Annotated in this window: 32 protein-coding genes and 1 riboswitch; of the genes, 24 read left to right on the top strand and 8 right to left on the bottom strand. The window is 45.9% G+C overall.

Annotated features, from left to right (window positions below; all coding sequences use genetic code 11):
* Nucleotide 1 precedes the first annotated feature (1 nt).
* From comGC to ABDB98_RS11700, 6 genes are read left to right on the top strand one after another with little or no spacing between them, the layout of a single operon-like run.
* Nucleotides 2-310, top strand: coding sequence for a competence type IV pilus major pilin ComGC (gene comGC / locus ABDB98_RS11725; RefSeq protein ID WP_016938966.1), 309 nt, complete (start codon nt 2-4; stop codon nt 308-310).
* Nucleotides 300-737 (top strand): competence type IV pilus minor pilin ComGD, encoded by a 438-nt coding sequence (gene comGD, locus ABDB98_RS11720; protein WP_438420227.1) that lies wholly within the window; start codon nt 300-302, stop codon nt 735-737. Before comGC ends, comGD begins: the two co-directional genes overlap by 11 nt.
* Complete coding sequence (gene comGE / locus ABDB98_RS11715) at nt 721-1,035, top strand: competence type IV pilus minor pilin ComGE (RefSeq protein WP_438420226.1); 315 nt, start codon at nt 721-723, stop codon at nt 1,033-1,035. Before comGD ends, comGE begins: the two co-directional genes overlap by 17 nt.
* Complete coding sequence (gene comGF / locus ABDB98_RS11710) at nt 947-1,444, top strand: competence type IV pilus minor pilin ComGF (protein WP_438420225.1); 498 nt, start codon at nt 947-949, stop codon at nt 1,442-1,444. The genes comGE and comGF overlap by 89 nt, the downstream gene beginning before the upstream one ends.
* Nucleotides 1,445-1,822, top strand: a complete 378-nt coding sequence (gene comGG / locus ABDB98_RS11705; protein ID WP_060964768.1) for a competence type IV pilus minor pilin ComGG — start codon at nt 1,445-1,447, stop codon at nt 1,820-1,822.
* 55 nt (nt 1,823-1,877) lie between these two features.
* Nucleotides 1,878-2,057 carry a YqzE family protein gene (locus ABDB98_RS11700; protein WP_022552966.1) on the top strand — a complete coding sequence of 60 codons (180 nt, stop codon included), beginning with the start codon at nt 1,878-1,880 and terminating at the stop codon, nt 2,055-2,057.
* 40 nt (nt 2,058-2,097) lie between these two features.
* On the opposite strand, the gene ABDB98_RS11695 is transcribed toward ABDB98_RS11700, so the two are convergent.
* Nucleotides 2,098-2,427 carry a DUF3889 domain-containing protein gene (locus tag ABDB98_RS11695; protein ID WP_438420224.1) on the bottom strand — a complete coding sequence of 110 codons (330 nt, stop codon included), beginning with the start codon at nt 2,425-2,427 and terminating at the stop codon, nt 2,098-2,100.
* Between the two features lie 258 nt (nt 2,428-2,685).
* On the opposite strand from ABDB98_RS11695, the gene tapA reads away from it, so the two are divergent.
* The 3 genes from tapA (at nt 2,686) to tasA (ending at nt 4,762) form a co-directional block, all read left to right on the top strand.
* The gene (gene tapA, locus ABDB98_RS11690; protein WP_438420223.1) at nt 2,686-3,357 is read left to right on the top strand and encodes an amyloid fiber anchoring/assembly protein TapA; all 672 of its coding nucleotides are present in this window, start codon (nt 2,686-2,688) and stop codon (nt 3,355-3,357) included.
* Nucleotides 3,329-3,913: a signal peptidase I SipW gene (sipW, locus tag ABDB98_RS11685; protein WP_049627012.1), complete on the top strand. Its 585-nt coding sequence runs from the start codon at nt 3,329-3,331 to the stop codon at nt 3,911-3,913. Before tapA ends, sipW begins: the two co-directional genes overlap by 29 nt.
* 63 nt (nt 3,914-3,976) lie before the next feature.
* On the top strand, nt 3,977-4,762 hold the full coding sequence (gene tasA / locus ABDB98_RS11680; protein ID WP_047475632.1) for a biofilm matrix protein TasA: 786 nt from the start codon (nt 3,977-3,979) through the stop codon (nt 4,760-4,762).
* A gap of 47 nt (nt 4,763-4,809) precedes the next feature.
* Here the strand turns inward: tasA and sinR are convergent, their stop codons facing one another.
* The 4 genes from sinR to ABDB98_RS11660 all read right to left on the bottom strand — a co-directional run bounded on the left by sinR (nt 4,810) and on the right by ABDB98_RS11660 (nt 8,015).
* Nucleotides 4,810-5,145: a transcriptional regulator SinR gene (gene sinR, locus ABDB98_RS11675; RefSeq protein WP_003226345.1), complete on the bottom strand. Its 336-nt coding sequence runs from the start codon at nt 5,143-5,145 to the stop codon at nt 4,810-4,812.
* A gap of 33 nt (nt 5,146-5,178) precedes the next feature.
* On the bottom strand, nt 5,179-5,352 hold the full coding sequence (gene sinI, locus ABDB98_RS11670) for an anti-repressor SinI (RefSeq protein ID WP_016938977.1): 174 nt from the start codon (nt 5,350-5,352) through the stop codon (nt 5,179-5,181).
* A gap of 176 nt (nt 5,353-5,528) precedes the next feature.
* Nucleotides 5,529-6,323, bottom strand: coding sequence for a YqhG family protein (locus ABDB98_RS11665; RefSeq protein WP_438420222.1), 795 nt, complete (start codon nt 6,321-6,323; stop codon nt 5,529-5,531).
* A gap of 21 nt (nt 6,324-6,344) precedes the next feature.
* Nucleotides 6,345-8,015: a DEAD/DEAH box helicase gene (locus ABDB98_RS11660; protein ID WP_060964772.1), complete on the bottom strand. Its 1,671-nt coding sequence runs from the start codon at nt 8,013-8,015 to the stop codon at nt 6,345-6,347.
* A gap of 144 nt (nt 8,016-8,159) precedes the next feature.
* Nucleotides 8,160-8,260, top strand: a riboswitch (glycine riboswitch).
* 178 nt (nt 8,261-8,438) lie between these two features.
* Here ABDB98_RS11660 and gcvT point away from each other — a divergent pair.
* From gcvT to gcvPB, 3 genes are read left to right on the top strand one after another with little or no spacing between them, the layout of a single operon-like run.
* A complete protein-coding gene (gene gcvT, locus ABDB98_RS11655; protein ID WP_438420221.1) occupies nt 8,439-9,539 on the top strand; it encodes a glycine cleavage system aminomethyltransferase GcvT in 1,101 nt (366 codons plus the stop codon).
* Nucleotides 9,540-9,553: 14 nt separating this feature from the next.
* A complete protein-coding gene (gene gcvPA / locus ABDB98_RS11650) occupies nt 9,554-10,900 on the top strand; it encodes an aminomethyl-transferring glycine dehydrogenase subunit GcvPA (RefSeq protein ID WP_438420220.1) in 1,347 nt (448 codons plus the stop codon).
* Nucleotides 10,893-12,368 carry an aminomethyl-transferring glycine dehydrogenase subunit GcvPB gene (gcvPB, locus tag ABDB98_RS11645; protein WP_438420219.1) on the top strand — a complete coding sequence of 492 codons (1,476 nt, stop codon included), beginning with the start codon at nt 10,893-10,895 and terminating at the stop codon, nt 12,366-12,368. The genes gcvPA and gcvPB overlap by 8 nt, the downstream gene beginning before the upstream one ends.
* Nucleotides 12,369-12,416: 48 nt before the next feature.
* Here gcvPB and ABDB98_RS11640 read toward each other — a convergent pair whose 3' ends face one another.
* The gene (locus ABDB98_RS11640; RefSeq protein ID WP_013352854.1) at nt 12,417-12,800 is read right to left on the bottom strand and encodes a rhodanese-like domain-containing protein; all 384 of its coding nucleotides are present in this window, start codon (nt 12,798-12,800) and stop codon (nt 12,417-12,419) included.
* Nucleotides 12,801-12,992: 192 nt separating this feature from the next.
* Between ABDB98_RS11640 and ABDB98_RS11635 the strand changes: the two genes are divergently transcribed.
* The 3 genes from ABDB98_RS11635 to ABDB98_RS11625 all read left to right on the top strand — a co-directional run bounded on the left by ABDB98_RS11635 (nt 12,993) and on the right by ABDB98_RS11625 (nt 15,346).
* Nucleotides 12,993-13,829: a lipoate--protein ligase family protein gene (locus ABDB98_RS11635; protein WP_438420218.1), complete on the top strand. Its 837-nt coding sequence runs from the start codon at nt 12,993-12,995 to the stop codon at nt 13,827-13,829.
* Nucleotides 13,830-13,928: 99 nt separating this feature from the next.
* Entirely contained in the window at nt 13,929-14,357 is a 429-nt protein-coding gene (mntR, locus tag ABDB98_RS11630; RefSeq protein WP_013352852.1) for a transcriptional regulator MntR, read from the top strand.
* A 113-nt stretch (nt 14,358-14,470) separates the two neighbouring features.
* The gene (locus ABDB98_RS11625) at nt 14,471-15,346 is read left to right on the top strand and encodes a patatin-like phospholipase family protein (protein WP_438420217.1); all 876 of its coding nucleotides are present in this window, start codon (nt 14,471-14,473) and stop codon (nt 15,344-15,346) included.
* Here ABDB98_RS11625 and ABDB98_RS11620 read toward each other — a convergent pair.
* Both ABDB98_RS11620 and ABDB98_RS11615 read right to left on the bottom strand, forming a co-directional pair.
* Complete coding sequence (locus ABDB98_RS11620; protein WP_438420216.1) at nt 15,343-15,738, bottom strand: SA1362 family protein; 396 nt, start codon at nt 15,736-15,738, stop codon at nt 15,343-15,345. The two genes, ABDB98_RS11625 and ABDB98_RS11620, sit on opposite strands and share 4 nt — an antisense overlap.
* A gap of 36 nt (nt 15,739-15,774) precedes the next feature.
* Nucleotides 15,775-16,731, bottom strand: a complete 957-nt coding sequence (locus ABDB98_RS11615) for a DUF1385 domain-containing protein (protein WP_438420215.1) — start codon at nt 16,729-16,731, stop codon at nt 15,775-15,777.
* A gap of 220 nt (nt 16,732-16,951) precedes the next feature.
* Here ABDB98_RS11615 and ABDB98_RS11610 point away from each other — a divergent pair, with 220 nt between their 5' ends.
* The 9 genes from ABDB98_RS11610 to spoIIIAE all read left to right on the top strand — a co-directional run bounded on the left by ABDB98_RS11610 (nt 16,952) and on the right by spoIIIAE (nt 23,068).
* Nucleotides 16,952-17,482, top strand: coding sequence for a YqhR family membrane protein (locus ABDB98_RS11610; RefSeq protein ID WP_438420214.1), 531 nt, complete (start codon nt 16,952-16,954; stop codon nt 17,480-17,482).
* A 131-nt stretch (nt 17,483-17,613) separates the two neighbouring features.
* Nucleotides 17,614-18,675, top strand: coding sequence for a M24 family metallopeptidase (locus ABDB98_RS11605; protein WP_060964780.1), 1,062 nt, complete (start codon nt 17,614-17,616; stop codon nt 18,673-18,675).
* 24 nt (nt 18,676-18,699) lie between these two features.
* The gene (gene efp / locus ABDB98_RS11600) at nt 18,700-19,257 is read left to right on the top strand and encodes an elongation factor P (RefSeq protein ID WP_003153123.1); all 558 of its coding nucleotides are present in this window, start codon (nt 18,700-18,702) and stop codon (nt 19,255-19,257) included.
* A gap of 151 nt (nt 19,258-19,408) precedes the next feature.
* A complete protein-coding gene (locus tag ABDB98_RS11595) occupies nt 19,409-19,690 on the top strand; it encodes a YqhV family protein (protein ID WP_016938990.1) in 282 nt (93 codons plus the stop codon).
* A gap of 76 nt (nt 19,691-19,766) precedes the next feature.
* Nucleotides 19,767-20,690, top strand: coding sequence for a stage III sporulation protein AA (spoIIIAA, locus tag ABDB98_RS11590; RefSeq protein WP_060964782.1), 924 nt, complete (start codon nt 19,767-19,769; stop codon nt 20,688-20,690).
* On the top strand, nt 20,684-21,199 hold the full coding sequence (gene spoIIIAB / locus ABDB98_RS11585; protein ID WP_016938992.1) for a stage III sporulation protein SpoIIIAB: 516 nt from the start codon (nt 20,684-20,686) through the stop codon (nt 21,197-21,199). Before spoIIIAA ends, spoIIIAB begins: the two co-directional genes overlap by 7 nt.
* Before the next feature lie 22 nt (nt 21,200-21,221).
* On the top strand, nt 21,222-21,428 hold the full coding sequence (gene spoIIIAC, locus ABDB98_RS11580; RefSeq protein ID WP_003153142.1) for a stage III sporulation protein AC: 207 nt from the start codon (nt 21,222-21,224) through the stop codon (nt 21,426-21,428).
* 12 nt (nt 21,429-21,440) lie between these two features.
* Nucleotides 21,441-21,830, top strand: a complete 390-nt coding sequence (spoIIIAD, locus tag ABDB98_RS11575; protein WP_076982559.1) for a stage III sporulation protein AD — start codon at nt 21,441-21,443, stop codon at nt 21,828-21,830.
* Between the two features lie 26 nt (nt 21,831-21,856).
* A complete protein-coding gene (gene spoIIIAE / locus ABDB98_RS11570) occupies nt 21,857-23,068 on the top strand; it encodes a stage III sporulation protein AE (protein ID WP_064777768.1) in 1,212 nt (403 codons plus the stop codon).
* The last annotated feature ends 2 nt before the right edge of the window (nt 23,069-23,070 follow it).

Genomic DNA, 23,070 nt, shown 5'->3' with positions numbered 1-23,070 from the left:
AGTGCTTCGTCTGAAAAATCAAGATGGATTTACTTTAATTGAAATGCTGATTGTGTTATTTATCGTTTCAATTCTGCTTTTAATAACGATTCCTAACGTTACAAAACATAATCAAAGCATACAGCATAAAGGCTGTGAAGGACTGCAGAATATGGTGAAAGCCCAAGTGACGGCGTACGAAATCGACCATGAAGGAAAAATGCCGGATATGAAAGACTTACAGTCAGAGGGATATATCAAAAAGAATACTGCCTGTCCGAATGGAAAACAGATCTTAATTAGCGGCGGGGAAGTTACAGTTGAACAATAACAGGCTGACAGAAAGCGGATTCACGCTTCTTGAAAGCCTGATTGTGTTAAGCCTGGCGTCCGTTCTGCTGACGGTCTTGTTCACGGCGCTTCCTCCGGTTTATACCCATCTGGCCGTTCGGCAAAAAACAGAACAGCTCCAAAAAGATATTCAGCTTGTTCAGGAAACGGCTGTCGCAGAGCATAAAAGAACAAAAATCATTTTTCTCCCCAAAGAGCATAAATACAAGTTCCAGTCAGCCGGAAAGGCAGTCGAGCGTTCATTTGATTCGCTTCATATGACACTTATGACCTTGCCGGAGAGCCTTGAATTTAATGAAAAAGGCCATCCCAATTCCGGCGGAAAGATTCAATTGAAGCACGCAGGGGTCACTTATGAAATAACAGTTTACCTAGGGAGCGGAAATGTCCATGCAGAACGGAAGTAAAGGATTCTCTACTATTGAAACACTATCAGCAATGGCCATTTGGCTGTTTCTTATGATTTCTATCGTTCCGGTCTGGACGGACCTGCTGACGGATAATCTGAAAACAGAGGAACGCCAAAAAGCGCGCCAGCTTCTCCAGGAACACATCAGCGCTTATATGATGTCCGGAAAAAAGCAGCCGTCTCCCGGTGTGACGTGGAAGGAGGAAGGTGATTATTACAAAGTCTGTGCGGCTGTCCGCGGCGAAAAAGAAATGTGTCTCAGCATTCTCAAAACAGACTGGCTTTACGCTTCTTAATGTTTTGTTTTCCTTGGCAGTCTGTCTCTTCTTATCAAGCACCCTGAGCCCGATTTTACATTTGTTTTTATCCGTCCAAAGCGATCACGGCGGAATAGACAGCCGGGAGTATCATATTGCCGTTCAGCAGATTATGAATGAATGTAAACAGGCCGAGACTGTAAAGCCGGCGGACGGCGGACAGGCATTAAGCTGCCGGAAAGCAGGAGGCGAAGAAGTGCGTTTTGAAATCTACCATACGATGATAAGGAAAAGAGTGAACGGAAAAGGCCACGTGCCGATCCTGCATCATGCGGCTTCTTTAACGGCTGGTGTGAAAAACGGCCTGCTTTTATTAGAGGTCTCAAGCGATACAGGTAAAAAGAATCAGTCGGCCATTCCGATTTACAGCTCTTTAAAAGGTGATTAAATGTACAAATCTGACGGGTTTATATATCCCGCGGTTCTGTTTGTTTCTGCCGCGGTTTTACTTGTCATCAGCTATACTTCATCTGATTTCATCACCCGAAAAACCTTTGCAAAAGAGGCCGGGGAGTACTGGATCGGTGAGAACCTGCTTCAAAACGGCGCGCTGCTGTCAAGCCGTCATGTGATACAGGGACAAAAGGGCCGAACCGGTACACATCGTTTTCCATACGGAACCGTTTCCTTTCAGATCACCGAAAGCGGTAAGCGGGAAACGGTTCAGGTTACAATTCAGGCGGAAACAGCGTCAGGGACGAGACGGGAGGTTCACCTTTTGTTCAATCAGAAGAAGAAACAGCTGATTCAATGGACAGAAGTATAAAAAAGAGGCGGCGGGACAACACTTCATAGTAAGACAGCAATATGAGGTGAGAGCCGTGAAAACAAACGATTATGTAAAATATATGACTGAGCAATTCGTTAAATATTTCGATACGCCGAAACAGGAACGGAAAGAGCGAAAAGAAGTGCGGAAAGAAAAGAAAGTGCCGGCTTCCCAGCACTGGTTCGGAATATTGCCGTATAGTTTTAAGCTGTGGATGCAGCGGAAAAAATAAAGTGTAGCACACGAAAGGTCCTCCTGATACAGGAGGGCCTTTATTGGTATTCCTCAATGACGGCAATTTTATTTACTTTTTGGCTGTAGGGATTAAAAGAAATCGTAACAAACACACCAAATTCTTTAGCGCCTTCCCGCAATGTCAGGTGGTATTGTTTTACCGCTTCATCTGTTCTTTTACGGTCCCACACCTTTTGAATAAATAACGTTTGCGAAAGCGGATATCTTTTTTTAGCTTCTTTTTCCGCGATTTTTTCCCATTTTGATTTATGGTGAACAGCATAATAAGGCGCCGCTTCCGCCTGATCCATTCCTGAAACCCCGAAAACAAGAAGAGAAAGGCAAATCAGACTTTGTTTGATCATCATTCTTCGTCCTTTCGCTGTATATTATTCCCAATTTTTTTTGAACACTTCATTATTTTCTCACGTTTTATTAGAAAAAATTCCAAAAAGGTGTGTAATTTGGAGCAAAACGATGTTTTTAAAAGATTATATTCTTAAAAACGAACAATTTGACCGTTTTTGACATTTTTCAAGATGATAAACCTTGATTATACTTTGTTTGTGCAGTTCTTTAAAAAGAACGATTGTTATATTTATTAACAGTTTTACAGGGGGTAAGGCATGTTCCGATTGTTGCGAATGGAGAAAAGCGGTAAGGGGAGATGGAGGATCATGCTGTTTTTGCGGCTTTCATTCATTTTCTGTCTGTCCGTGACGATATGTGCTCAGTTTACGGGTGACACGAGTTCCTCCTTTAATGATGTGAAAAGCTACAGTCTTCCGGTCCAAACGTGCGGAGATTTTCGATATACAGATGACAATTGCCGTTATGACGAACGCTGGGATCAAAGTGATTTACATATAACAAATCAAACTGATACGTCGGGCGCCGTGTGTGCGCCGCTTCAACTCTATGCTGAGCTGGAGAATAGGGGAAAAGAGCGGACTGTTTCTGACTGGAAATGGGAACTTCATAAAATCGCCTCTCAGCAACAGCCTCTGCAAAACGGAAATGTTGTGGATAAAGGGCTTATTACTGATAAAAAAAGCAAAACGATTTATAAAATTGAGTCAAAGCGGGCCTTGCAGCCAGGCATATACGCATTCAAGGTTTACAAGCCTGAAGGATATCCTGCGGATGATGAAAAGTATGAGTGGTCAAAACCGATGAAGCTTGTCAAATGCCAGGAAAAGGCGACGGCTTCCGATCAGATGAAAACAGAAAAACAACCGGCTGAGCCGGTAAAAGAAAGCGGGGAAGAACATGAAAAGAACGCTGAAACTGATCAGTAATATTTTGTATGCCGTCATTTTCAGTTTGATTATTGTGCTGACCTTAACGGTGATCTCGACCCGGGCTTCCGGCGGTGAGCCGGCAATCTTCGGCTATACGCTTAAATCCGTGCTGTCGGGTTCAATGGACCCGGAATTTAAGACGGGTTCGCTCATAGCGGTAAAGAAAATTTCTGACGTGAATGATTTAAAAAAAGGCGATGTCATCACTTTTACACAAAATGACGGATCAGCCGTAACACACAGAATTATCGGGATCACAAAAAAGGGCGGGCACCTGATGTTTGAGACAAAAGGAGACCATAATGCCGCTCCGGATGCCGCTCCTGTTCAAGCTGAAAACGTGGTGGCTCAGTATACGGGATATCAGCTTCCGTATGCGGGATATGTCATACATTTGGCAAGCCAGCCGATCGGAACGGCGATTCTGCTAATCGTTCCCGGCGTCATGCTGTTGATTTACTCAATAACTGTTATTGTCAGCGCTCTCCGCGATATCGAGCGGAAGACGAAAGCGCTGGAAGAACATGCTAAAAACGGGACGATGTCCACATGAATACGGTTGCAACCTGGCGACAGGATTTGATAACAAAAAAGAAAAAGTAGGGGGAATACAAACATGGGTATGAAAAAGAAATTAAGCTTGGGCGTTGCCTCAGCCGCACTCGGTTTAGCATTAGTGGGAGGAGGCACATGGGCCGCATTTAATGATGTGAAGTCGACGGACGCCACATTTGCGTCAGGAACGCTTGATTTATCGGCTAAAGAACAATCAGCCAATGTCAATTTGTCAAACTTAAAACCAGGTGATAAATTGACGAAAGATTTTGAATTTAGAAATAATGGCTCACTTGCCATTAAAGAAGTGCTGATGGCTTTGAATTTTACTGACTTCAAAGGAGCGAAAAAAGGAAACGAATCTGCGGAAGATTTCCTCAGCCAGTTTGAAATTACGGTTCTGACAGTCGGCAAAGAAGGCGGTAACGGCTATCCTAAAAATATCATTTTGAAGGCAGCCAGCCTGAAAGACTTATACTTAATGTCAACAAAACAGGATAAAGCAGCTGCCGAAGCGATCAGCAAACACATTGATCCGAAATTCTTGAGTGCAAGCGGAAAAGTCAATGTGGCAACCATTAACGGCAAGACGGCGCCTGAGTATGACGGAGTTCCGAAAACGCCTGTTGATTATGATCAGGTGCGGATGGAAATCCAATTTAAAAATGATACTGCAAAAGGTGCGGACGGACTGAGTGTCCAAAACAAATTCCAAGGCAATGCGATTTCTCTTCAATTCTCTTTTGAAGCGACGCAATGGAACGGCTTGACCATTACAAAAGATCATACGGATAAAGACGGTTACGTGAAGGAAAACGAAAAGGCTCACAGTGAGGATAAAAACTAATCCGAACGTCGGGCAGATAAAAGAGGAGTTGTGCACATATGGCGGCACTACTCCTCTTTTTGCGATTTTCTCCATTTTTGATAATCTAAAAATTCACGAAATTGTTTTTTTGATACCCCGGATGTCATCGCATCACGAACTAATTTCTCCCATTCACTATCTAATTGACCATCGTATTCGGTTTCATGTTTTTCATCAAGTAAAGTATGAACCGAGACGTCCAGAACAGCGGAGACTTTTTCTAGAAATTGAATGGAGGGGTTCGTCTGTAAATTTCGTTCTATTGAGCTTAAATAAGACTTCGCTACCCCAGCTTTTTCAGCTAGTTCTGATAGTGAGTAGCCTTTTTCTTTTCGGTATTGTTTAATACGCTGGCCAATCAATGTCATCACCTTCCTTGTGATATTATAGCACATTCAGAAAGGATTTACGGTATGACTTCTGGCGGCCTGGATATGTTGAGAAGACTTTTTATGCGAATGCAGGTATTTGCGTATTTCTTCCAGGCTGATATTTGCTTTTTGAGCTTCTAATATCAGCTCAACCCATTCCTTATCTAATTGCGAAAATTCCATTTTTGCATTTTTCATGCATTTTCTCCTCCTAAAATACTTGTTTATGTATTTCAGCCAATCCGCCCATGACCTTATCTTTACATGTCTGGAAGTGATTCATCGCATGCGAAACGCCAGAAATTTTTTCTGTATACTTTTATTATAATATAGAATTTCTAGAAAAAACGGGAAAGGTGTCGAATGGATAACGCTTATCCAGAAAAATTACTTTGCAGGAAAAATAAACCGCCATTTTCGATCTGAATGTGGATTTTCGGCTGATATAAGGCTTTCAGCGCTTGTTTTTCCAAGTGGTATTCCTCAGGTTTTTCCTCTGTCTGCTCGTAAAACTGATCGAGCAGCCTGAGATCCTTCTTCCATCTGGCGACCGCGCTGTCGGCCCAGTCTGACGGTTCTTTGGCGGCGGCGTTTTTTAAGTAATGCTCCATCCTTTTAATCCCGCTTTCCGGCTTAATCATCGGCGATATGGTAAAGCAATAGTCTGATATTTGTGATGTCATCGGCAGCGGTGCAAGCTTCTGTTGAAATCCTTCAACGATTGTTCCAGAAACAAGATGCAGGCCTAAAGACAAAAGTCTGTCTTTTTTCATGTCGGATTGGTATGAAATCACTACATTTAATCCAAGCCAGGGCTGAAGCGGCACTCTGGCTCCGGCTGATACAATTTTCTCATATATTCTTGTAAATCTCCCATTTTGTTTAACTGCTTGAAAGATTTGAAAGAGGCGCGGGGCTCCAAAGTAAATAAACTCGCCGTCCATATCCTCCGGAGCCGTTTCTTTATCAGTGATGAACGTGATCTTCATCGGGTTTGGTTCGCCGCCCGTTTTTTCACGCCAATGCCAATAAAACGGGCGGTTCATAATTTGTTTGTCCATCTCGACCGTCAACTGAACCGTCATAAAACCCGGCCCGTGTTCAGTAATCGGGCAGTGGTTCGCTTCAAAAAAGCGCAGTAAAAATTGGTGAACCTCCTGCTGTCTCATGTCGCGCTTCCTCCTTTTAGATTAAGAGCCTTTTTTTCTGGCGGGTTTTTCCGTACCGTACGATAAGAAAGAGGTAAGGTTGTCCATTTTGATCCGCATTTCTTCCTCTGTCAGCGAGTGGCATAAAATGTCATGTAAATGATCTTCAAAATTGCTCACTTTGATTTTTGTTAAAATGTCATCTAGTTCTCCGACGACATTTTCAAATAAATGAATTTTGTCATACAAGAGTTTTAAGATATGCTCTTCCACCGTATGTTTTGTCGCCATATTGTAGATGTGGACATCTCTTTCCTGACCGAGTCTGTGAATCCTTCCGATTCTTTGTTCAAGCCGCATCGGGTTCCACGGAAGGTCATAGTTGATAATATGGTTGCAAAATTGCAGGTTGATTCCTTCCCCTCCGGCTTCTGTAGCGATCAGGACCTGCACTTTGCCGCGGAAGAGATCCTTCATCCAGTCTTTTTTCCCGCGCTTAAATCCGCCTCTGAACGGAACGGAGCTTATGCCGTTCTGCTGGAGGAACCATTGCAGATAAATCTGTGTCGCCCGATACTCAGTAAAAATAATGACCTTGTCATTAATCTTTTTAATCAAGTCAACAACTTGAATCGCTTTTGAGTTTTGCGTGACTTGATTGATGCGGTCCATTAAATTGGCAATCGTCTGTTCATCGAAAGCGGGCGCTTGTTTGTCTTTTTGATCAAGCATTTTTTTTAGCGTCATATACACGGCTTCCCTGCTTGAACAGCACTCCCGTTGCAGCGTCATAATGGAAAATGCGCTTGCGGGCTTTTCCGTGCCGTTTTTCAGTGCGTTAATGTCATCGTAGAGCGCCTGTTCCGTCGGTGAAAAGGTGATAGGCACTGTTTCCACGTGGCGTTTCGTCCATGTAAGCCCTGTGTCGCTTCGCGTGTTGCGAATCATCACTTTATTGACGAGCTCTTTCAAATGCTCATGAGCGTCAATCCCGTCCTTTTGATTGAACGTTTCTTGAAATCCGCTTTCATTTCCTAAGTGGCCGGGTTTTAACAGTGACACTAAATTGAAAATTTCTTCGATCCGGTTTTGAATCGGGGTCGCCGTCAGAAGCAGGCAATATTTCTTCACAAGACTTCTCGCAAATTCATAATTTTTCGTTTTGCTGTTTTTGAGCTTATGCGCTTCGTCAATAATGACGAGATCATACGGAATCGAAAGCACAATGTCCTTGTGTGGCGAGCGTTTTGCCGTATCAATAGAAGAAACGACGATGTCGCACTGTTCCCACACATAGCTTTTCTTCTGTTCAACAGCGGGTATTAAAAACTTCTCCTGAAGCTCTTTCACCCACTGGGAAACGAGTGATGCAGGCACAAGAATCAGGATTTTTTTGGCCAGCCCGCGAATCATGTATTCTTTTAAAATCAGTCCCGCTTCGACTGTTTTTCCGAGCCCCACTTCATCAGCCAAAATCGCTTTGCCGTTCATTTTTTCAACGACTTTCTGCGCGACTTCAAGCTGATGGGGAAGCGGAGTGAAATCGGGCAGGTATAAAGGAGCCCTCAACCCTTCGAATTCAGGAATGGCAAGGGTCTGCTGGACTTCAGCCGACAGTTTGTACATCTCCCAATTTGACCAGGGACCGTCGGTTTTCAGCCGCTCAGAAAACTCTCCCGGCCAGTTTGCATCAAATATGATCTCTGCTGTCATATGTAACAAAACCGCCTTTCTTTTAAAAAACTGATTTATCATCATTTTTGTTGCCGGACGTATGTGAGGGTGGTAGGATATAAGTAATCATTTCACCTAAGATATTGCTTTAGTATGTCCATAACAATTGGTAAATATGAGCGAATGACAGCAAGGGGAGAGACTCGGACGAAAAATGTGCATCCGGGCGCCGAAGGAGCAAACTGCGGAGTGAATCTCTCAGGCAAAAGAACTCTTGCTCGACGCAACTCTGGAGAGTGTCTGCGGTTTGAAGCAGCAGACCACCAAAGGGGACGTCTTTATGATGTTTTCATAAAGTAAACTTTCAGGTGCCGGGACAGAGAAACCTTCATTTTTATGAGGTGTTTCTCTGTCCTTTTTTATATGTCTTTACAATGCGCCAATGACTGAAGGGGGAAGATGATGCTGAAACGAACACCGCTTTATGACGTGTATAAAGAATACGGCGGAAAAACGATTGATTTTGGAGGATGGGAGCTGCCGGTTCAATTTTCTTCTATTAAAGAGGAGCATGAAGCCGTCCGCACAAAGGCGGGTCTGTTTGATGTATCTCATATGGGAGAAGTCGAAGTCTCCGGTAAAGACGCCCTGTCTTTTCTGCAAAAAATGATGACAAATGACGTTGCCGATTTAAACCCGGGAAGCGCGCTCTATACCGCCATGTGTTATCCTGACGGCGGTACGGTCGATGATTTGCTGATCTATCAGAAAAGCGAGAGCTGCTATCTGCTCGTGATTAACGCGTCCAATATTGAAAAAGACATCGCTTGGCTGACAGAACACGCGGAAGGGGATGTCACGCTGACGAATCAGTCTGACGGGATTTCACTGCTAGCCGTTCAAGGGCCGAATGCTCAGGCGGTTCTTGTGAAGCTGACTGAACGTGATGTGTCTTCCTTAAAACCGTTTGCGTTTATTGATGGAGCTGACGTTGCCGGCCGCCAAGTTCTGCTTTCAAGAACAGGCTATACCGGTGAAGACGGGTTTGAACTCTATTGCAAAAATGAAGATGCGGTGCATCTGTTTAAGGAGATTCTTACAGCGGGAGAGAATGAAGGAATCGTTCCGTGCGGTCTCGGTGCGCGTGATACGCTGAGATTTGAAGCGAAGCTCGCTTTATACGGTCAGGAATTGACGAAAGACATTACGCCGATTGAAGCCGGAATCGGATTTGCCGTAAAACATAAGAAAGATTCCGATTTTTTTGGGAAGTCTGTATTGAGTGAACAGAAAGAAAAAGGAGCACCGCGTAAGCTGGTCGGGCTTGAGATGATTGAAAAGGGGATTCCGAGACACGGATACGCCGTGAAAAAAGACGGCGTTCCGATCGGTGAAGTCACGACAGGCACACAATCTCCGACTTTAAAGAAAAATATCGGCCTTGCCTTAATCAAAACGGAATTCAGTGAAATCGGAACGGAAGTCGAAGTGGAAATCCGCAAAAAAACGGTAAAAGCAAAGATTGTCCGCACACCGTTTTATAAACGCCCAAAACAGAGCTGAAAAAGGAGAGTCATATGAAGCATCGATATTTGCCCGCGACAGAACAGGATAAAAAAGAAATGCTGAAAGCCATCGGCGCAGATTCAATTGATGAACTGTTTGCCGATATTCCGGAAGATGTGAGGTTTCAAAAAGACTACCAAATTAAAAAAGCAAAATCAGAAACAGAGCTGACGAGAGAGCTGACAAAGCTTGCGGCGAAAAATAAGGACGCTGTTACATATGCATCTTTTCTGGGGGCAGGAGTGTACGATCACTATCAGCCGGTTATCGTCGATCATGTGATTTCCCGGTCAGAGTTCTACACGGCATATACGCCTTACCAGCCTGAAATTTCACAAGGAGAGCTGCAGGCAATTTTTGAATTTCAAACGATGATTTGCGAATTAACAGGTATGGATATTGCAAACTCCTCCATGTACGACGGGGGAACGGCGCTGGCAGAAGCGGCGATGCTTGCGTCAGGACATACGAAAAAGAAAAAAATCGTCATTTCCGCCGCCGTGCATCCGGAAGCACGGGATGTCCTGAAAACATACGCAAAAGGCCAATATATTGAAGTTGTAGAGGTGCCTGCAAAAAACGGCGTCACAGACCTTGACGCATTAGAACATGCCGTCTGTGATGAAACGGCCGCAGTGATCGTCCAGTATCCGAACTTCTTCGGACAAATTGAGCCGTTAAAGGACATTGAGCCGCTCGCACATAAAGGGAACAGCCAGCTGATTGTTTCTTCTAACCCGCTCGCTCTCGGTATTTTGACTCCGCCCGGAGCATACGGAGCTGATATCGTCATCGGGGACGCGCAGCCTTTCGGCATACCTGCGGCGTTCGGCGGCCCGCACTGCGGCTATTTTGCAGTAACGAAAAAACTGATGAGAAAGGTGCCGGGCCGGCTTGTCGGCCAAACGGAGGATGAAAACGGGCGGAGAGGTTTTGTTCTCACCCTTCAGGCACGCGAGCAGCATATCAGAAGAGACAAAGCCACCTCTAACATCTGCTCAAACCAGGCGCTGAATGCGTTAGCAGCTTCAGTCGCGATGACGGCGCTCGGAAAAAACGGCGTCAAAGACATGGCCCGCCAAAATATACTGAAAGCCGATTACGCGAGACGCCAAGCGGAAAAAGCCGGCTTGCACGTAGCATTCGACGGCCCGATGTTTAATGAATTTGCCGTCAGGCTGAACCTCCCCGTCAAAGAAGCAAACCGGCGGCTCCTGCAAGACGGCATCATCGGCGGATATGACTTAGGCCTTGCGTATCCGGAATTGAATCAGCATATGCTCATTGCCGTCACAGAGCTGAGAACAAAAGAAGAGATCGATTCGCTTATTGCGGGATTGGGGGATCAACATGAATAATCAAGATCAGGCGCTTATTTTTGAAATGTCCCGCGAAGGGCGTATCGGTTACAGCCTTCCGGAGCTTGATGTGCCGGAAACAGAGCTTGAAAGCCTTCTTCCCGGTGACTGCATCCGCGATGAAGACGCAAAGCTGCCGGAAGTATCAGAGCTTGATATTATGCGGCATTATACCGCTCTTTCCAGAAGAAACCACGGAGTTGATTCAGGTTTTTATCCGCTCGGCTCCTGTACGATGAAATACAATCCGAAATTAAATGAAAAAGTTGCCCGGTTCCCAGGCTTTTCCGCCATTCATCCGCTTCAGGACGAGGACACGGTCCAGGGAGCGCTTGAGCTTTTATACGATTTAAGCGGACATTTGGAGGAAATTACGGGCATGGACGAGGTGACGCTGCAGCCTGCCGCGGGGGCTCACGGCGAATGGACCGGCCTGATGATGATCCGCGCCTATCATGAAGCGCGCGGGGACTTCGGACGGACGAAGGTCATTGTCCCTGATTCAGCCCACGGCACGAATCCGGCATCCGCTACGGTCGCCGGTTTTGAAACAATTACCGTCAAGTCGAATGAACACGGACTGGTTGACATTGAGGATCTGAAAAGAGCGGTAAATGAAGAAACAGCGGCACTGATGCTGACGAATCCGAACACCCTCGGATTATTTGAGGAAAACATTACGGAAATGGCTGAAATCGTCCATCAGGCCGGCGGAAAACTTTACTATGACGGAGCGAATTTAAATGCCGTTTTAAGTAAAGCAAGACCGGGAGATATGGGATTTGATGTTGTTCACCTTAATCTGCATAAAACATTTACCGGGCCGCACGGCGGGGGAGGACCGGGTTCGGGGCCGGTCGGAGTAAAAAAAGAATTCATTCCATATCTGCCGAAACCCGTTCTCACGAAAAAAGAGGGCCGTTTGACTTTTGACGATGACCGCCCGCAATCGATCGGACGCGTAAAGCCTTATTATGGCAACTTCGGCATTAATGTCAGAGCCTACACGTATATCCGTTCCATGGGGCCTGACGGCTTAAAAGCTGTGACCGAAAACGCGGTTTTAAATGCAAATTATATGATGAGAAGACTCGCGCCTTATTATGATCTCCCGTATGACCGTCATTGCAAGCATGAATTTGTGTTATCGGGAAGAAGGCAGAAAAAGCTCGGCGTAAGAACGCTTGATATTGCCAAACGGCTTTTAGATTTCGGTTATCACCCGCCGACTGTGTATTTCCCGCTGAATGTTGAGGAAAGCATCATGATCGAACCGACGGAAACGGAATCCAAGGAAACGCTTGATGCGTTTATAGATGCGATGATTCAAATTGCGCGGGAGGCGGAGGAATCGCCTGAAATCGTTCAGGAGGCGCCGCATACTACGGTTGTTAAAAGAATGGATGAAACCAAGGCCGCAAGAAAGCCGGTTTTAAAATACGAACATACATCTGACGGCAGCCGCTGACGGGGTGTAAAAAAAAGAGCTTCCGTATAAACGGAAAGCTCTTTTTCATTATTGGTTCTTTGCTTTAATTTTTCCGCCCCATTTTTTAAAGCCGCCTTTCAGGTTGTAAATATCCTTGCAGCCGTGTTTGCGGAGCGTCTGTGCTGCGCGTCCGCTGCGGACATTGTTTTGGCAGTACAGATAAACGGGTTTATCAGGACGGATTTCGCTTTTGCGCTGTTTCAGCTGTGACAGCGGAATGTTGCGCGCGCCGAGAATATGGCCGCCTTCAAATTCATTCGGTTCACGGACGTCAATCAGCTGCGCTTTTCTGTAGCCAGCGCGGAATTCCTCTTCCGTAAGTGTTTTCATTAAACGCTGTTGGTAAAAATACGACACGATCATATAAACGATAAACGCCGCAACAATAATTAAAGCAATCATATTAGACAATGCGATTCTACTCCTTTAGCTTATAAAATCAAAACCCTGCTTCTGAAAACAAGGCTTACCGGACGTTTTGGGACAAATACTATTATAGTAAAGCATGGAGCGATTGTCATCCTTAATGAAACGAAATATTTTTCATTTTCACGGCAGTTTGATAAACTGATTTTATTAAAACGATAAAGAAGGGTTCAGTTTATGGAAAAAGAAACATGGCGGTTTATTGACTCAGGGAACGAAAGCCCGGCATTTAACATGGCGCTGGATGAAGCGCTTTTATATTGGCACAGCCAAAAGAAAATTCCCCCGGTGATCCGTTTTTACGGGTGGAATCCGGCAACATTGTCTGTCGGATATTTTCAAAATATTAAGAAGGAAATTAACTTTGACGAAGTACATAAACACGGCCTCGGGTTTGTCAGAAGACCGACAGGCGGACGGGGTGTTCTGCATGATAAAGAATTGACATACAGCGTCATCGTTTCAGAGGATCACCCGGAAATGCCGGCCACGGTGACAGAGGCGTACCGGGTCATTTCAGAAGGCATCCTGCAGGGATTCAGAAATCTTGGGCTTGATGCCTACTTTGCGATTCCGCGCACGGAGAAAGAAAAAGAAAGCCTGAAAAATCCGCGCTCGTCCGTTTGCTTTGATGCGCCTTCGTGGTATGAGCTGGTCGTCGAAGGACGGAAAGTTGCGGGAAGCGCCCAGACACGCCAAAAAGGCGTTATTCTTCAGCACGGCTCCATCCTGCTTGACATTGATGAGGACAAGCTGTTTGATCTGTTTTTATATCCGAGCGACAGAGTCCGTGAGCGCATGCAGCGGAATTTCAAAAACAAAGCGGTAGCCATCAACGCCTTAGCCCAAAAACCGGTTACGATGGATGAGGCCAGAACCGCTTTTAAAGCCGGTTTTGAGGAAGGCCTGAACATTCATCTTGAACCTTACACGCTCACTCCTGAAGAGCTTGCGTTTGTCAATGATCTGGCCGAGACGAAATACGCGTCTGACGAATGGAATTATAAGCGCTGATTAAGGCTTGACAGACCGGAAGCATCCTTGTTTTTTCATAACCGTTAGTGTAAACTTGTAATGGTTTATTAAGTTAAGGTGCTTTTTGGGAGGGGTACGATGACAACACCAAGTATGGAAGATTATATTGAACAGATTTATATGCTGATAGAAGAAAAAGGATATGCGCGGGTTTCTGATATCGCGGAAGCTTTGGCAGTCCATCCCTCCTCTGTAACGAAAATGGTTCAAAAACTAGATAAAGACGAGTATTTGATTTATGAAAAATATCGCGGGCTCGTATTGACGTCAAAAGGTAAAAAGATCGGCAAACGGCTCGTATACAGACACGAATTGCTTGAGCAGTTTTTACGAATCATTGGTGTTGATGAAGAGAAGATTTACAATGATGTAGAAGGAATCGAACATCATCTGAGCTGGAACAGCATTGACCGCATCGGCGATCTCGTCCAGTATTTTGAAGATGACGACAGCCGGAAAAAAGAATTGAAATCCGTACAGAAAAAAACCGAAAATCCCGGTGAATAAAAGGGCGGCCCAAATAGGGCGCCCTTTTTTTAATGTCTTCATTCTTTGGTCTATTTCCCCAAGCCGTTTCTTAAAATAATAATACACCTTGGATGGAAGGGAGAGGGCGCGCTATGCAGATTGACGGCGTATTTTCGGGCGGGGGAATAAAAGGGGTGACGCTTGCCGGCGCTTATGAAGCGCTGGAAGAAAAGGGCTTTCGCTTTGAAAGGCTCGCCGGAACAAGCGCCGGCGCGATTATTGCCGCATTGATCGCTGCGGGCTACACGAGCAGAGAGGTTCATGCGATCATCGATGATGTGGACGGAAGGCAATTGCTTGATCAGAGATACTCATTCCTCCCGCTGAAAATCCTGCAGTGGGTGTCGATATATTGGCGCCTCGGATTGTACAGAGGCGATGTGCTGGAAAAGTGGATTGCGGATAAATTAAAAGCGAAGGGCATCATCGCGTTCGGCGATATGAAAAAAGGATCGCTCCGTCTGATCGCTTCAGATCTGACGAACGGAACGATGATCGTGCTTCCCGACGACCTTCCCCGCTACGGATTAAATCCGGAGGTGTTCCCGGTTGCCAGAGCTGTCAGAATGAGCTGCAGCATCCCTTATTTTTTTGAACCGATTAAACTGAAGACCGAAAAAGGCATTTCAACAGTTGTTGACGGCGGCGTGTTAAGCAATTTTCCGATTTGGCTGTTTTCAAAAGAGCGCAAGCGGCCGGTCATCGGAATTTCGCTTTCCCCTAATGAAAAAGAGCGTCCGAAGAAATCAATCCGGAACGCTTTTGAGCTGTTCGGCGCTTTGTTTGAAACGATGAAAGACGCTCATGATGCCAGACATATCGCGACAAAGTACGAACAGAATATTATTTTTATTCCCGTGGAACATGTGATGGCGACGGAGTTTCACCTCACACCGCAAAAAAAACTAGCTCTCATTGAGCTAGGAAAAAGCAAAACAGAGCAATTTTTGAAGCAATGGAGCTATTAAAAAAGCGCTCTGTTTTTCTTTTTATTCTTTTTACCTTCTATGACGGTAAGCTGGGTCTGGCTTTTTTTCTTCAGAATCATCGGCTTCGGTCTGCTGCTGCTCGGCACGCTCCGCAAATGGCTGACCCGCCCCCTGTGGCCGGCGCGGTGCTTCGCTTTGTGCTCCTTCATTCGGAGCCGCGATTGTTTGGCCGCTTTTCTGAAAGCGGTTCCGTCACGTCCGGTGCGGCGGTTCAGGACCGATCTCACGATAAAATAAATAATGATGCCTGCGATAATGACGGTGATCGCTCTTGAGATCATCTGCCCGGGGTTTGTGACCGCCGCATAAATGAAACCGAATGCGCCAAGCGCTATTAATACAGCAAAAAAAGGTTGTACACGATGATTCATAACTGCCCACCTCCGAAAATAATAACAGGTAACGGTTCAGATTGCGTTGTGAGACGGCTTTTCGCTCTGTTCTGAAATGTCTTCCAGTCTGAGAAGCTCGTTAAAGCTTTCTATGGCAACCTCGACCTGGTCATCTTCCGGTTCCTTTGTCGTTAAAAGCTGCAGCCACAGGCCGGGATAACCGAGCACCTTCAAAACGGGGATATTCCGAACCCTGTTCGTCAGCTGGAGCACTTCAAAGGAGATGCCGAGGACGGCCGGTATAAGCGCAATCCTGTCTAAAATCCGCACCCAAAGCGGATCTGTCGGAACGAGTAAATAGACAAACATGCCGACAATGATCGTAAATAAGATAAAGCTTGAACCGCATCGGTAATGAAGCCGCGACTGTTTCTGAACATTTTCTATCGTAATTGGTAAATTCTGTTCATAACAGTTTATGACCTTATGTTCGGCTCCATGATATTGAAACACTCTTTTAATTAACGGCGTCATTGATAAAAAATAAATGTAGCTGAGAAGCAGGATTAGCTTAAACAGGCTTTCGATGCCGATCTGCGCGGCGTCTGAGGAAAAAACGGGCCTTACAAGCTCAGCTAAAAAGACCGGGACGAGCGTAAAAACGAATTTGCTGAACAAAAACGATAGAACGCCGATCACCGCCAGGCTGAAAAACATCGATAATCCCGAACCCTTCTTATCTTCCTGTTCCAGCTTGGCGTCATCTTGGGGGTCAAGCCCGTAACGCTCGCTGGAGAAGTTTAAATGCTTTGTGCCGTTGGCGCTTGCCTCGATAATTGCGACGATTCCCCGTAAAAAAGGAATCTTTTTTAAAACCGAAAGCTTGGGGTTCGGCACTCTCGGAAGCTTGAAAAAATCAATGCTTCCGTCATTCCTGCGGATGGCGGTAACATAATTTTTTCTGCCGCCGAACATAACCCCTTCAACGACAGCCTGACCGCCGTATGCGGGCGGCGTTTTGTGTTTGGACATTGTTTATCAACCTGCCTGTTTTCTTAGGATTTACTAACCATTTCCTTTCACTCTATTGTACAGGAAACAGCGGTAAACCTCTAGTTTGACAGCCGGAAAATCAATGCTTTTTCTACAAGCAGTATACCCGGTTTCCTAGAATTTACTCATTAAATGAAAATATGGCGGAACTTTTTATGACTTTTCAATTTTGGGGCATTCTATGACTGGAGGTGCCATGATGACCAGCGAAAAACATTCAGAACAGGAAGGAAAAAAGAAGCAGGATGATGATCAGCAGCCTGTTTCATTTACCGGCAGAATTTGCGGTATCGGATTTGCCGGCGGTGTATTTTGGAGTTTGATCGGCTATCTCGGATATATCTTTCATTTTTCAGAGATCAGTCCTAACATGATTCTTCAGCCGTTTATGATCGGAGAATGGAAAAAACAATGGCTCGGCACGATGGTCAGCATCGTTGTCATCGGATTCATTTCGATTGCCGGGGCATTTATATATTTCGTCTGTCTGAAGCGTTTTAAAACGATGTGGCCGGGGATGGTATACGGTGTCATTTTATGGTGTGCGGTTTTTTTCTTATTCAATCCGATTTTCGAAGACGTGAAATCTGTCACTGAATTGAAATCAGATACAATCGTGACGACGATTTGCCTTTACATTCTGTATGGTTTGTTTGTCGGCTACTCAATTTCTTTCAACTACAATGAACTTACATCTGACAAGCTTGCCAGGGCGCTCGGCAACAAGTGAATAAGTGTATAATCCCTGTCCGGTATGGTAAAATGTTCACGAGAAGTGAACATTTTTTATGCTGAAAACCGGATGGGGATGCTCCCGCGGTGTCAGGCGGCAGTCAAGAATCGGCGAGGAGGAGAAAGGGAATGAAACTTGAGAAATTGCGAAATCTGTTCGGTCAGCTGGATATAGACGGAATGTTGGTGACAAGCTCCGCCAATCTGCAGTACATGACGGGATTTACGGGTTCGTCAGGCCTTGCGGTCATATCGAAAGAACGCGCGGCATTTATCACGGATTTCCGTTACACCGAGCAGGCGAAGGCGCAAGTAAAGGGCTTTGATATAATCGAGCACGGCGGAAGCTTAATCCAAACGGCTGCGGATACGATTCTTGAGTACGGCATTAAAAAACTCGGCTTTGAGCAAAACAGCATGACGTACGGAACATATGCATCCTGCCAAGCGGTGCTGCAGGAAGCGGAGATGGTTCCCGTCGCGGATTCCGTTGAAAAGTTGCGCTTGATTAAGTCAAGTGAAGAGATTAAGATATTAGAGGAAGCTGCGAAGATTGCGGATGATGCGTTTGAACATATTCTGACGTTTATCAAACCGGGCATCTCAGAGATTTCAGTTGCAAATGAGCTTGAATTTTATATGAGACGTCAGGGAGCAGACGGTTCTTCCTTTGATATGATCGTCGCCTCGGGAGTGAGATCCAGCCTTCCGCACGGAGTGGCAAGCGGCAAATTGATTGAAAAGGGAGACTTGGTCACGCTCGATTTCGGCGCGTATTATAAAGGCTATTGTTCTGATATCACACGCACCATCGCGGTCGGAGAGCCAAGTGATAAACTGAAAGAAATTTATCAGGTCGTATACGATGCCCAGGCGCTTGGCGTTTTGCATATTAAACCCGGCATGACGGGAAAAGAAGCGGATGCCCTGACGAGGGATCACATCACCGCAAAAGGCTACGGACAGTATTTCGGCCATTCAACAGGACACGGATTCGGAATGGAGGTCCATGAATCACCGGGGCTGTCTTTCAGGTCATCGGCCGTTCTTGAGCCGGGCATGGCTGTAACGGTTGAGCCGGGCATATACATACCGGAAGTTGGGGGCGCAAGAATCGAAGATGATATCATCATCACAGAGGACGGCAACCGGACAATTACGCATTCCCCTAAAGAATTAATTATTTTGTGATTGGAATATAGGAGGACATCAAACATGATTTCAGTTAACGATTTTCGTACAGGATTAACGATTGAAGTAGACGGCGGCATTTGGCGCGTCGTTGACTTCCAGCACGTAAAGCCGGGAAAAGGCGCGGCATTTGTCCGTTCTAAACTTCGCAATCTGCGCACGGGCGCTATTCAGGAGAAAACATTCCGTGCAGGTGAAAAAGTGGCGAAAGCGCAAATCGAAACAAAAACGATGCAGTATCTTTATGCCAACGGAGATCAGCACGTGTTCATGGATACAAGCTCATATGAACAGCTTGAATTGAACGAAAACCAAATCGAAGAAGAATTAAAATATCTTTTGGAAAATATGTCTGTGCATATCATGATGTATCAATCTGAAACGCTCGGTATTGAACTGCCGAACACAGTTGAACTGAAAGTTGTTGAAACAGAACCGGGAATTAAAGGCGACACGGCGTCAGGCGGCACAAAACCTGCCAAAACGGAAACAGGTCTTGTCGTAAACGTACCGTTCTTCGTGAACGAAGGCGATACGCTTGTTGTAAATACATCAGACGGCTCTTACGTGTCAAGAGCGTAGTCAAAGACATACGAAGTCTGCTCCTTTTTAAGGGGCAGGCTTTTTTTGCGTTCTGAAACAGAATCTTTCTTCTATATGAAAATAGTGAGACTACTTCCGTCAGCTAGAGCATATAGTGTAACAAAATGCTTGAAGTTGGGGGATTATTGCAATGAAATTTTTGTTTGGTTCAATCAATTCTACTGTTTTAACGATGGCCGGTTTACGAGTTTTGTCCTCTCTCATTGAATTATCGGCCGCCATTATCATGCTTGTTACAAATGACATCAGAAAAGCGGTTGTGGTGAATAGTATTTTGGCAATCGTCGGCCCGCTGATCTTTATCATCACGATGACGATCGGCATTTATCAGATTGCCGGACAGCTTTCATATGCAAAATTGATTTTGATTTTCGCGGGGGTTGTGCTGATTCTAGCCGGTGTTCACAAATAGGGGTCCGGGTGTCATAAAGTCTGTCCCGGATCATACATTTTAAAGAAGCCAATCGGTAAAAAAGGAGGAGACTCTATTGAATGAAATTACAGAGGTTCTCCCTGAATTATTGAGAGATGCCATCTCCGCCATGTCTGAAGAAACGCGCCGGGATACAGAGGAAATCAGAATCCGCGTCGGCAGGCCGGTTGAACTGATCCGAAAAGGACAACCTTTGTTTTTGTCATATATCTGTACAGCCGGCGACGCACAGCTGATCCTCAGCCGGCTCAGCAATTACAGTATGTACACGCTGGAAGAAGAGCTGAAAAAAGGATATATCACAATCAGAGGAGGCCACCGTGTGGGGCTCGCCGGAAGAGTCATCGTTGAAAACGGAGCCGTCAAAGGACTCCGGGATATTACTTCCTTTAATATTCGAATCGCCCGGGAGAAGCTTGGCATTGCAGAACCGCTCATCCCTTTCTTATGGAAAGAAAACTGGCTGAATACGCTGATCATCGGCCCTCCGCAAACGGGGAAAACGACTTTGCTTCGTGATTTGGCCCGGCTTTCAAGCACCGGATCGAAACGCATTCCGGCGAAAAAGACCGCTATCGTAGATGAACGCTCAGAAATTGCCGGCTGCCTGCGGGGCATTCCCCAGCACAGTTTCGGCCGCAGAGTGGATGTCCTTGACGCCTGTCCGAAGGCGGAAGGGCTGATGATGATGATCCGCTCTATGAGTCCCGATGTCATGATCGCGGATGAGATCGGGAGAATGGAAGACTCAAAAGCGCTGATGGAGGCGCTCCATGCCGGCGTAACCGTTATCGTATCCGCGCACGGATGGAATATGAAAGACTTGGTCAAAAGGCCGTCGCTTAAAATGCTTTGGGAGGAAAAAGTGTTTGACCGGTATGTTGAGCTGTCAAGACGCCGCGGTCCGGGAACGATCAGCAGGATGTATGGAAAGGACGGGGAACCGGTTCCGCATGCTGAAAGCGTGATGACATGCTGAAGCTTTTGGGTGCCGTGTTCATTCTGACGGCGACGACATGGACGGGATTTGAGATCGCCAAAATCTATATTGAAAGGCCGAGACAGATCCGTCAGCTGCGCGCGGCGCTGCAATCGCTTGAAGCGGAAATTATGTTCGGGCATACGCCGCTGCACATAGCTTCGGGACAAATCGCCGCACAGCTTTCCAAGCCTGTATCGTCATTGTTCCAAGCTTTCAGCAGGAGGCTTGAGCAGGGAAGCGATTCCGCCAAAACAGCCTGGGAACAGAGCTTGAAACATAACTGGCCCTCCATGGCGATGAAAAAAAGCGAATACGATGTGCTGAAGCAATTCGGAGAGACGCTCGGGCTCCATGACCGCGTTTCTCAGCAGAAACATATCAAGCTTGCGCTTACACATTTGGAAGCGGCGGAAGCGGATGCCGGACGGGCGCAGGCGAAAAATGAAAAAATGGTGAAAAGTTTAGGGTTTTTAGCCGGACTGTTACTCATTCTTCTATTGATGTAAACATGAGGGGAGCAAACATAAAATGGGAGTCGACGTAAATGTCATTTTTCAAATCGCCGGAGTCGGTATCGTGGTTGCGTTTCTGCACACCATACTTGACCAAATGGGAAAAAAAGAATACGCCCAATGGGTGACGCTGCTTGGCTTTATCTATATCTTATTTATGGTGGCGACGATTGTCGATGACCTGTTCAAAAAGATCAAAGCTGTGTTTCTATTCCAAGGATAGGGGGGCTTACAGATTGAGATTGTTCAAATTGTAGGTTTAGGCCTGATCGCCACGTTTCTCTCCCTGATCGTAAAAGAACAGAAACCGACTTTCGCGTTTATGATTGTCGTCTTCAGCGGCTGCGTGATCTTTCTTTATCTCGTCGACCAGATTTACGACATTATCAGAATGATAGAAAAAATAGCCGTCAATGCAAATGTCAATATGGTCTATGTGGAAACCATTTTAAAAATTATCGGCATCGCCTACATCGCTGAATTCGGAGCACAGCTGACAAAAGATGCGGGCCAGGGAGCGATTGCTTCGAAAATAGAGCTGGCCGGGAAGATTTTGATTCTCGTGATGGCCGTGCCGATACTGACCGTTATTATTGAAACGATTCTCGGACTTATTCCTTCTTAATCATAAAGGGAAAGGGGGCGCAAAAAATGAAGCGCTTTCGGTGGGCGGGGGCTTTTTTGTTCATCCTCCTCTTAATTTTTCAGACTGAATGTGTACAAGCTGCCGGAACAGACGGTGCGGCGCAGGAAACCGCAGTTCACCAAGAAACGGCTGATGAAGTGGCGAAAAAGCAGGCCGAAGCGCTGAAAACAGAAGGCATCGGAAAATTCTGGGACGACATTATGACAGAATACGGCGGCCTTCTGCCGGAAAGCCAAAAGGGAAGCATCATCGACTTTATTAACGGAGAAAAAACGTTCTCGCCTGAGGCGTGGCTGAAGGCCTTATTTTCCTATCTGTTTCATGAAGTGCTCGCAAACGGAAAACTTCTAGGAACTTTGATCCTTCTCACCATTTTTTGCGTCATTCTTCAGCTGCTGCAAAATGCGTTCCAGCAGAGCACCGTCAGCAAAGTGGCTTATGCGATTGTTTATATGGTACTGATTATTCTCGCTTTAAACAGCTTTCATGTTGCCGTCAATTATGCCAGTGAAGCGATTCAGACGATGACAAGCTTCATTCTCGCGCTGATCCCGCTTTTGCTCGCGCTTTTGGCATCTTCCGGGGGGGCCGTTTCTGCTGCCTTTTTTCACCCCGTTATTTTATTTCTGATGAATACGAGCGGCCTGCTCATTCAAAACATCGTCATGCCGCTTATCTTCCTGTCAGCGATTTTAAGCATCGTCAGCACGATGACAGATCAATATAAAGTCACACAGCTTGCCAATCTCCTCAGAAATATCGCGATCGGCGCGCTTGCCGTATTCCTCACCGTGTTTCTCGGCGTCATCTCCGTTCAGGGGGCTTCGGCTGCCGTGACAGACGGGATCACCCTCAGGACTGCAAAATTTATAACGGGCAATTTTATTCCCGTGCTCGGCCGAATGTTTACGGATGCGACCGATACGGTCATCAGCGCCTCACTCTTATTAAAAAACACTGTGGGAATCCTCGGTGTCGGAATTTTGATCTGCATCTCCGCATTTCCGGCGATCAAAGTGCTTTCTCTCGCTTTTATTTATAAGCTCGCGGCCGCCATTCTGCAGCCGCTCGGAGGCGGGCCCGTCATTACGTGTCTCGGCGTCATCAGCAGAAGCGTGCTCTATATTTTTGCGGCGCTCGCCATTGTCTCTCTCATGTTTTTCCTCAGCATCACAGTCATTATTACAGCAGGCAATCTCACCATGATGATGAAATAAAG

The organism is Bacillus siamensis, from assembly GCF_051628075.1.
GTDB classification, from domain to species: Bacteria; Bacillota; Bacilli; order Bacillales; family Bacillaceae; genus Bacillus; species Bacillus siamensis.
Note: the sequence above shows the minus strand (reverse complement) of the source record. Positions and strands in the feature narration are given on the sequence as shown.

Coding starts and splice junctions, on each gene's coding strand:
- comGE (WP_438420226.1), top strand. CDS start 721: ATGCAGAACGGAAGTAAAGGATTCTCTACTATTGAAACACTATCAGCA.
- comGG (WP_060964768.1), top strand. CDS start 1,445: ATGTACAAATCTGACGGGTTTATATATCCCGCGGTTCTGTTTGTTTCT.
- ABDB98_RS11695 (WP_438420224.1), bottom strand. CDS start 2,427: ATGATGATCAAACAAAGTCTGATTTGCCTTTCTCTTCTTGTTTTCGGG.
- tapA (WP_438420223.1), top strand. CDS start 2,686: ATGTTCCGATTGTTGCGAATGGAGAAAAGCGGTAAGGGGAGATGGAGG.
- sipW (WP_049627012.1), top strand. CDS start 3,329: ATGAAAAGAACGCTGAAACTGATCAGTAATATTTTGTATGCCGTCATT.
- tasA (WP_047475632.1), top strand. CDS start 3,977: ATGGGTATGAAAAAGAAATTAAGCTTGGGCGTTGCCTCAGCCGCACTC.
- sinI (WP_016938977.1), bottom strand. CDS start 5,352: ATGAAAAATGCAAAAATGGAATTTTCGCAATTAGATAAGGAATGGGTT.
- ABDB98_RS11665 (WP_438420222.1), bottom strand. CDS start 6,323: ATGAGACAGCAGGAGGTTCACCAATTTTTACTGCGCTTTTTTGAAGCG.
- ABDB98_RS11660 (WP_060964772.1), bottom strand. CDS start 8,015: ATGACAGCAGAGATCATATTTGATGCAAACTGGCCGGGAGAGTTTTCT.
- gcvT (WP_438420221.1), top strand. CDS start 8,439: ATGCTGAAACGAACACCGCTTTATGACGTGTATAAAGAATACGGCGGA.
- gcvPA (WP_438420220.1), top strand. CDS start 9,554: ATGAAGCATCGATATTTGCCCGCGACAGAACAGGATAAAAAAGAAATG.
- gcvPB (WP_438420219.1), top strand. CDS start 10,893: ATGAATAATCAAGATCAGGCGCTTATTTTTGAAATGTCCCGCGAAGGG.
- ABDB98_RS11635 (WP_438420218.1), top strand. CDS start 12,993: ATGGAAAAAGAAACATGGCGGTTTATTGACTCAGGGAACGAAAGCCCG.
- mntR (WP_013352852.1), top strand. CDS start 13,929: ATGACAACACCAAGTATGGAAGATTATATTGAACAGATTTATATGCTG.
- ABDB98_RS11625 (WP_438420217.1), top strand. CDS start 14,471: ATGCAGATTGACGGCGTATTTTCGGGCGGGGGAATAAAAGGGGTGACG.
- ABDB98_RS11620 (WP_438420216.1), bottom strand. CDS start 15,738: ATGAATCATCGTGTACAACCTTTTTTTGCTGTATTAATAGCGCTTGGC.
- ABDB98_RS11615 (WP_438420215.1), bottom strand. CDS start 16,731: ATGTCCAAACACAAAACGCCGCCCGCATACGGCGGTCAGGCTGTCGTT.
- ABDB98_RS11610 (WP_438420214.1), top strand. CDS start 16,952: ATGACCAGCGAAAAACATTCAGAACAGGAAGGAAAAAAGAAGCAGGAT.
- ABDB98_RS11605 (WP_060964780.1), top strand. CDS start 17,614: ATGAAACTTGAGAAATTGCGAAATCTGTTCGGTCAGCTGGATATAGAC.
- efp (WP_003153123.1), top strand. CDS start 18,700: ATGATTTCAGTTAACGATTTTCGTACAGGATTAACGATTGAAGTAGAC.
- ABDB98_RS11595 (WP_016938990.1), top strand. CDS start 19,409: ATGAAATTTTTGTTTGGTTCAATCAATTCTACTGTTTTAACGATGGCC.
- spoIIIAB (WP_016938992.1), top strand. CDS start 20,684: ATGCTGAAGCTTTTGGGTGCCGTGTTCATTCTGACGGCGACGACATGG.
- spoIIIAC (WP_003153142.1), top strand. CDS start 21,222: ATGGGAGTCGACGTAAATGTCATTTTTCAAATCGCCGGAGTCGGTATC.
- spoIIIAE (WP_064777768.1), top strand. CDS start 21,857: ATGAAGCGCTTTCGGTGGGCGGGGGCTTTTTTGTTCATCCTCCTCTTA.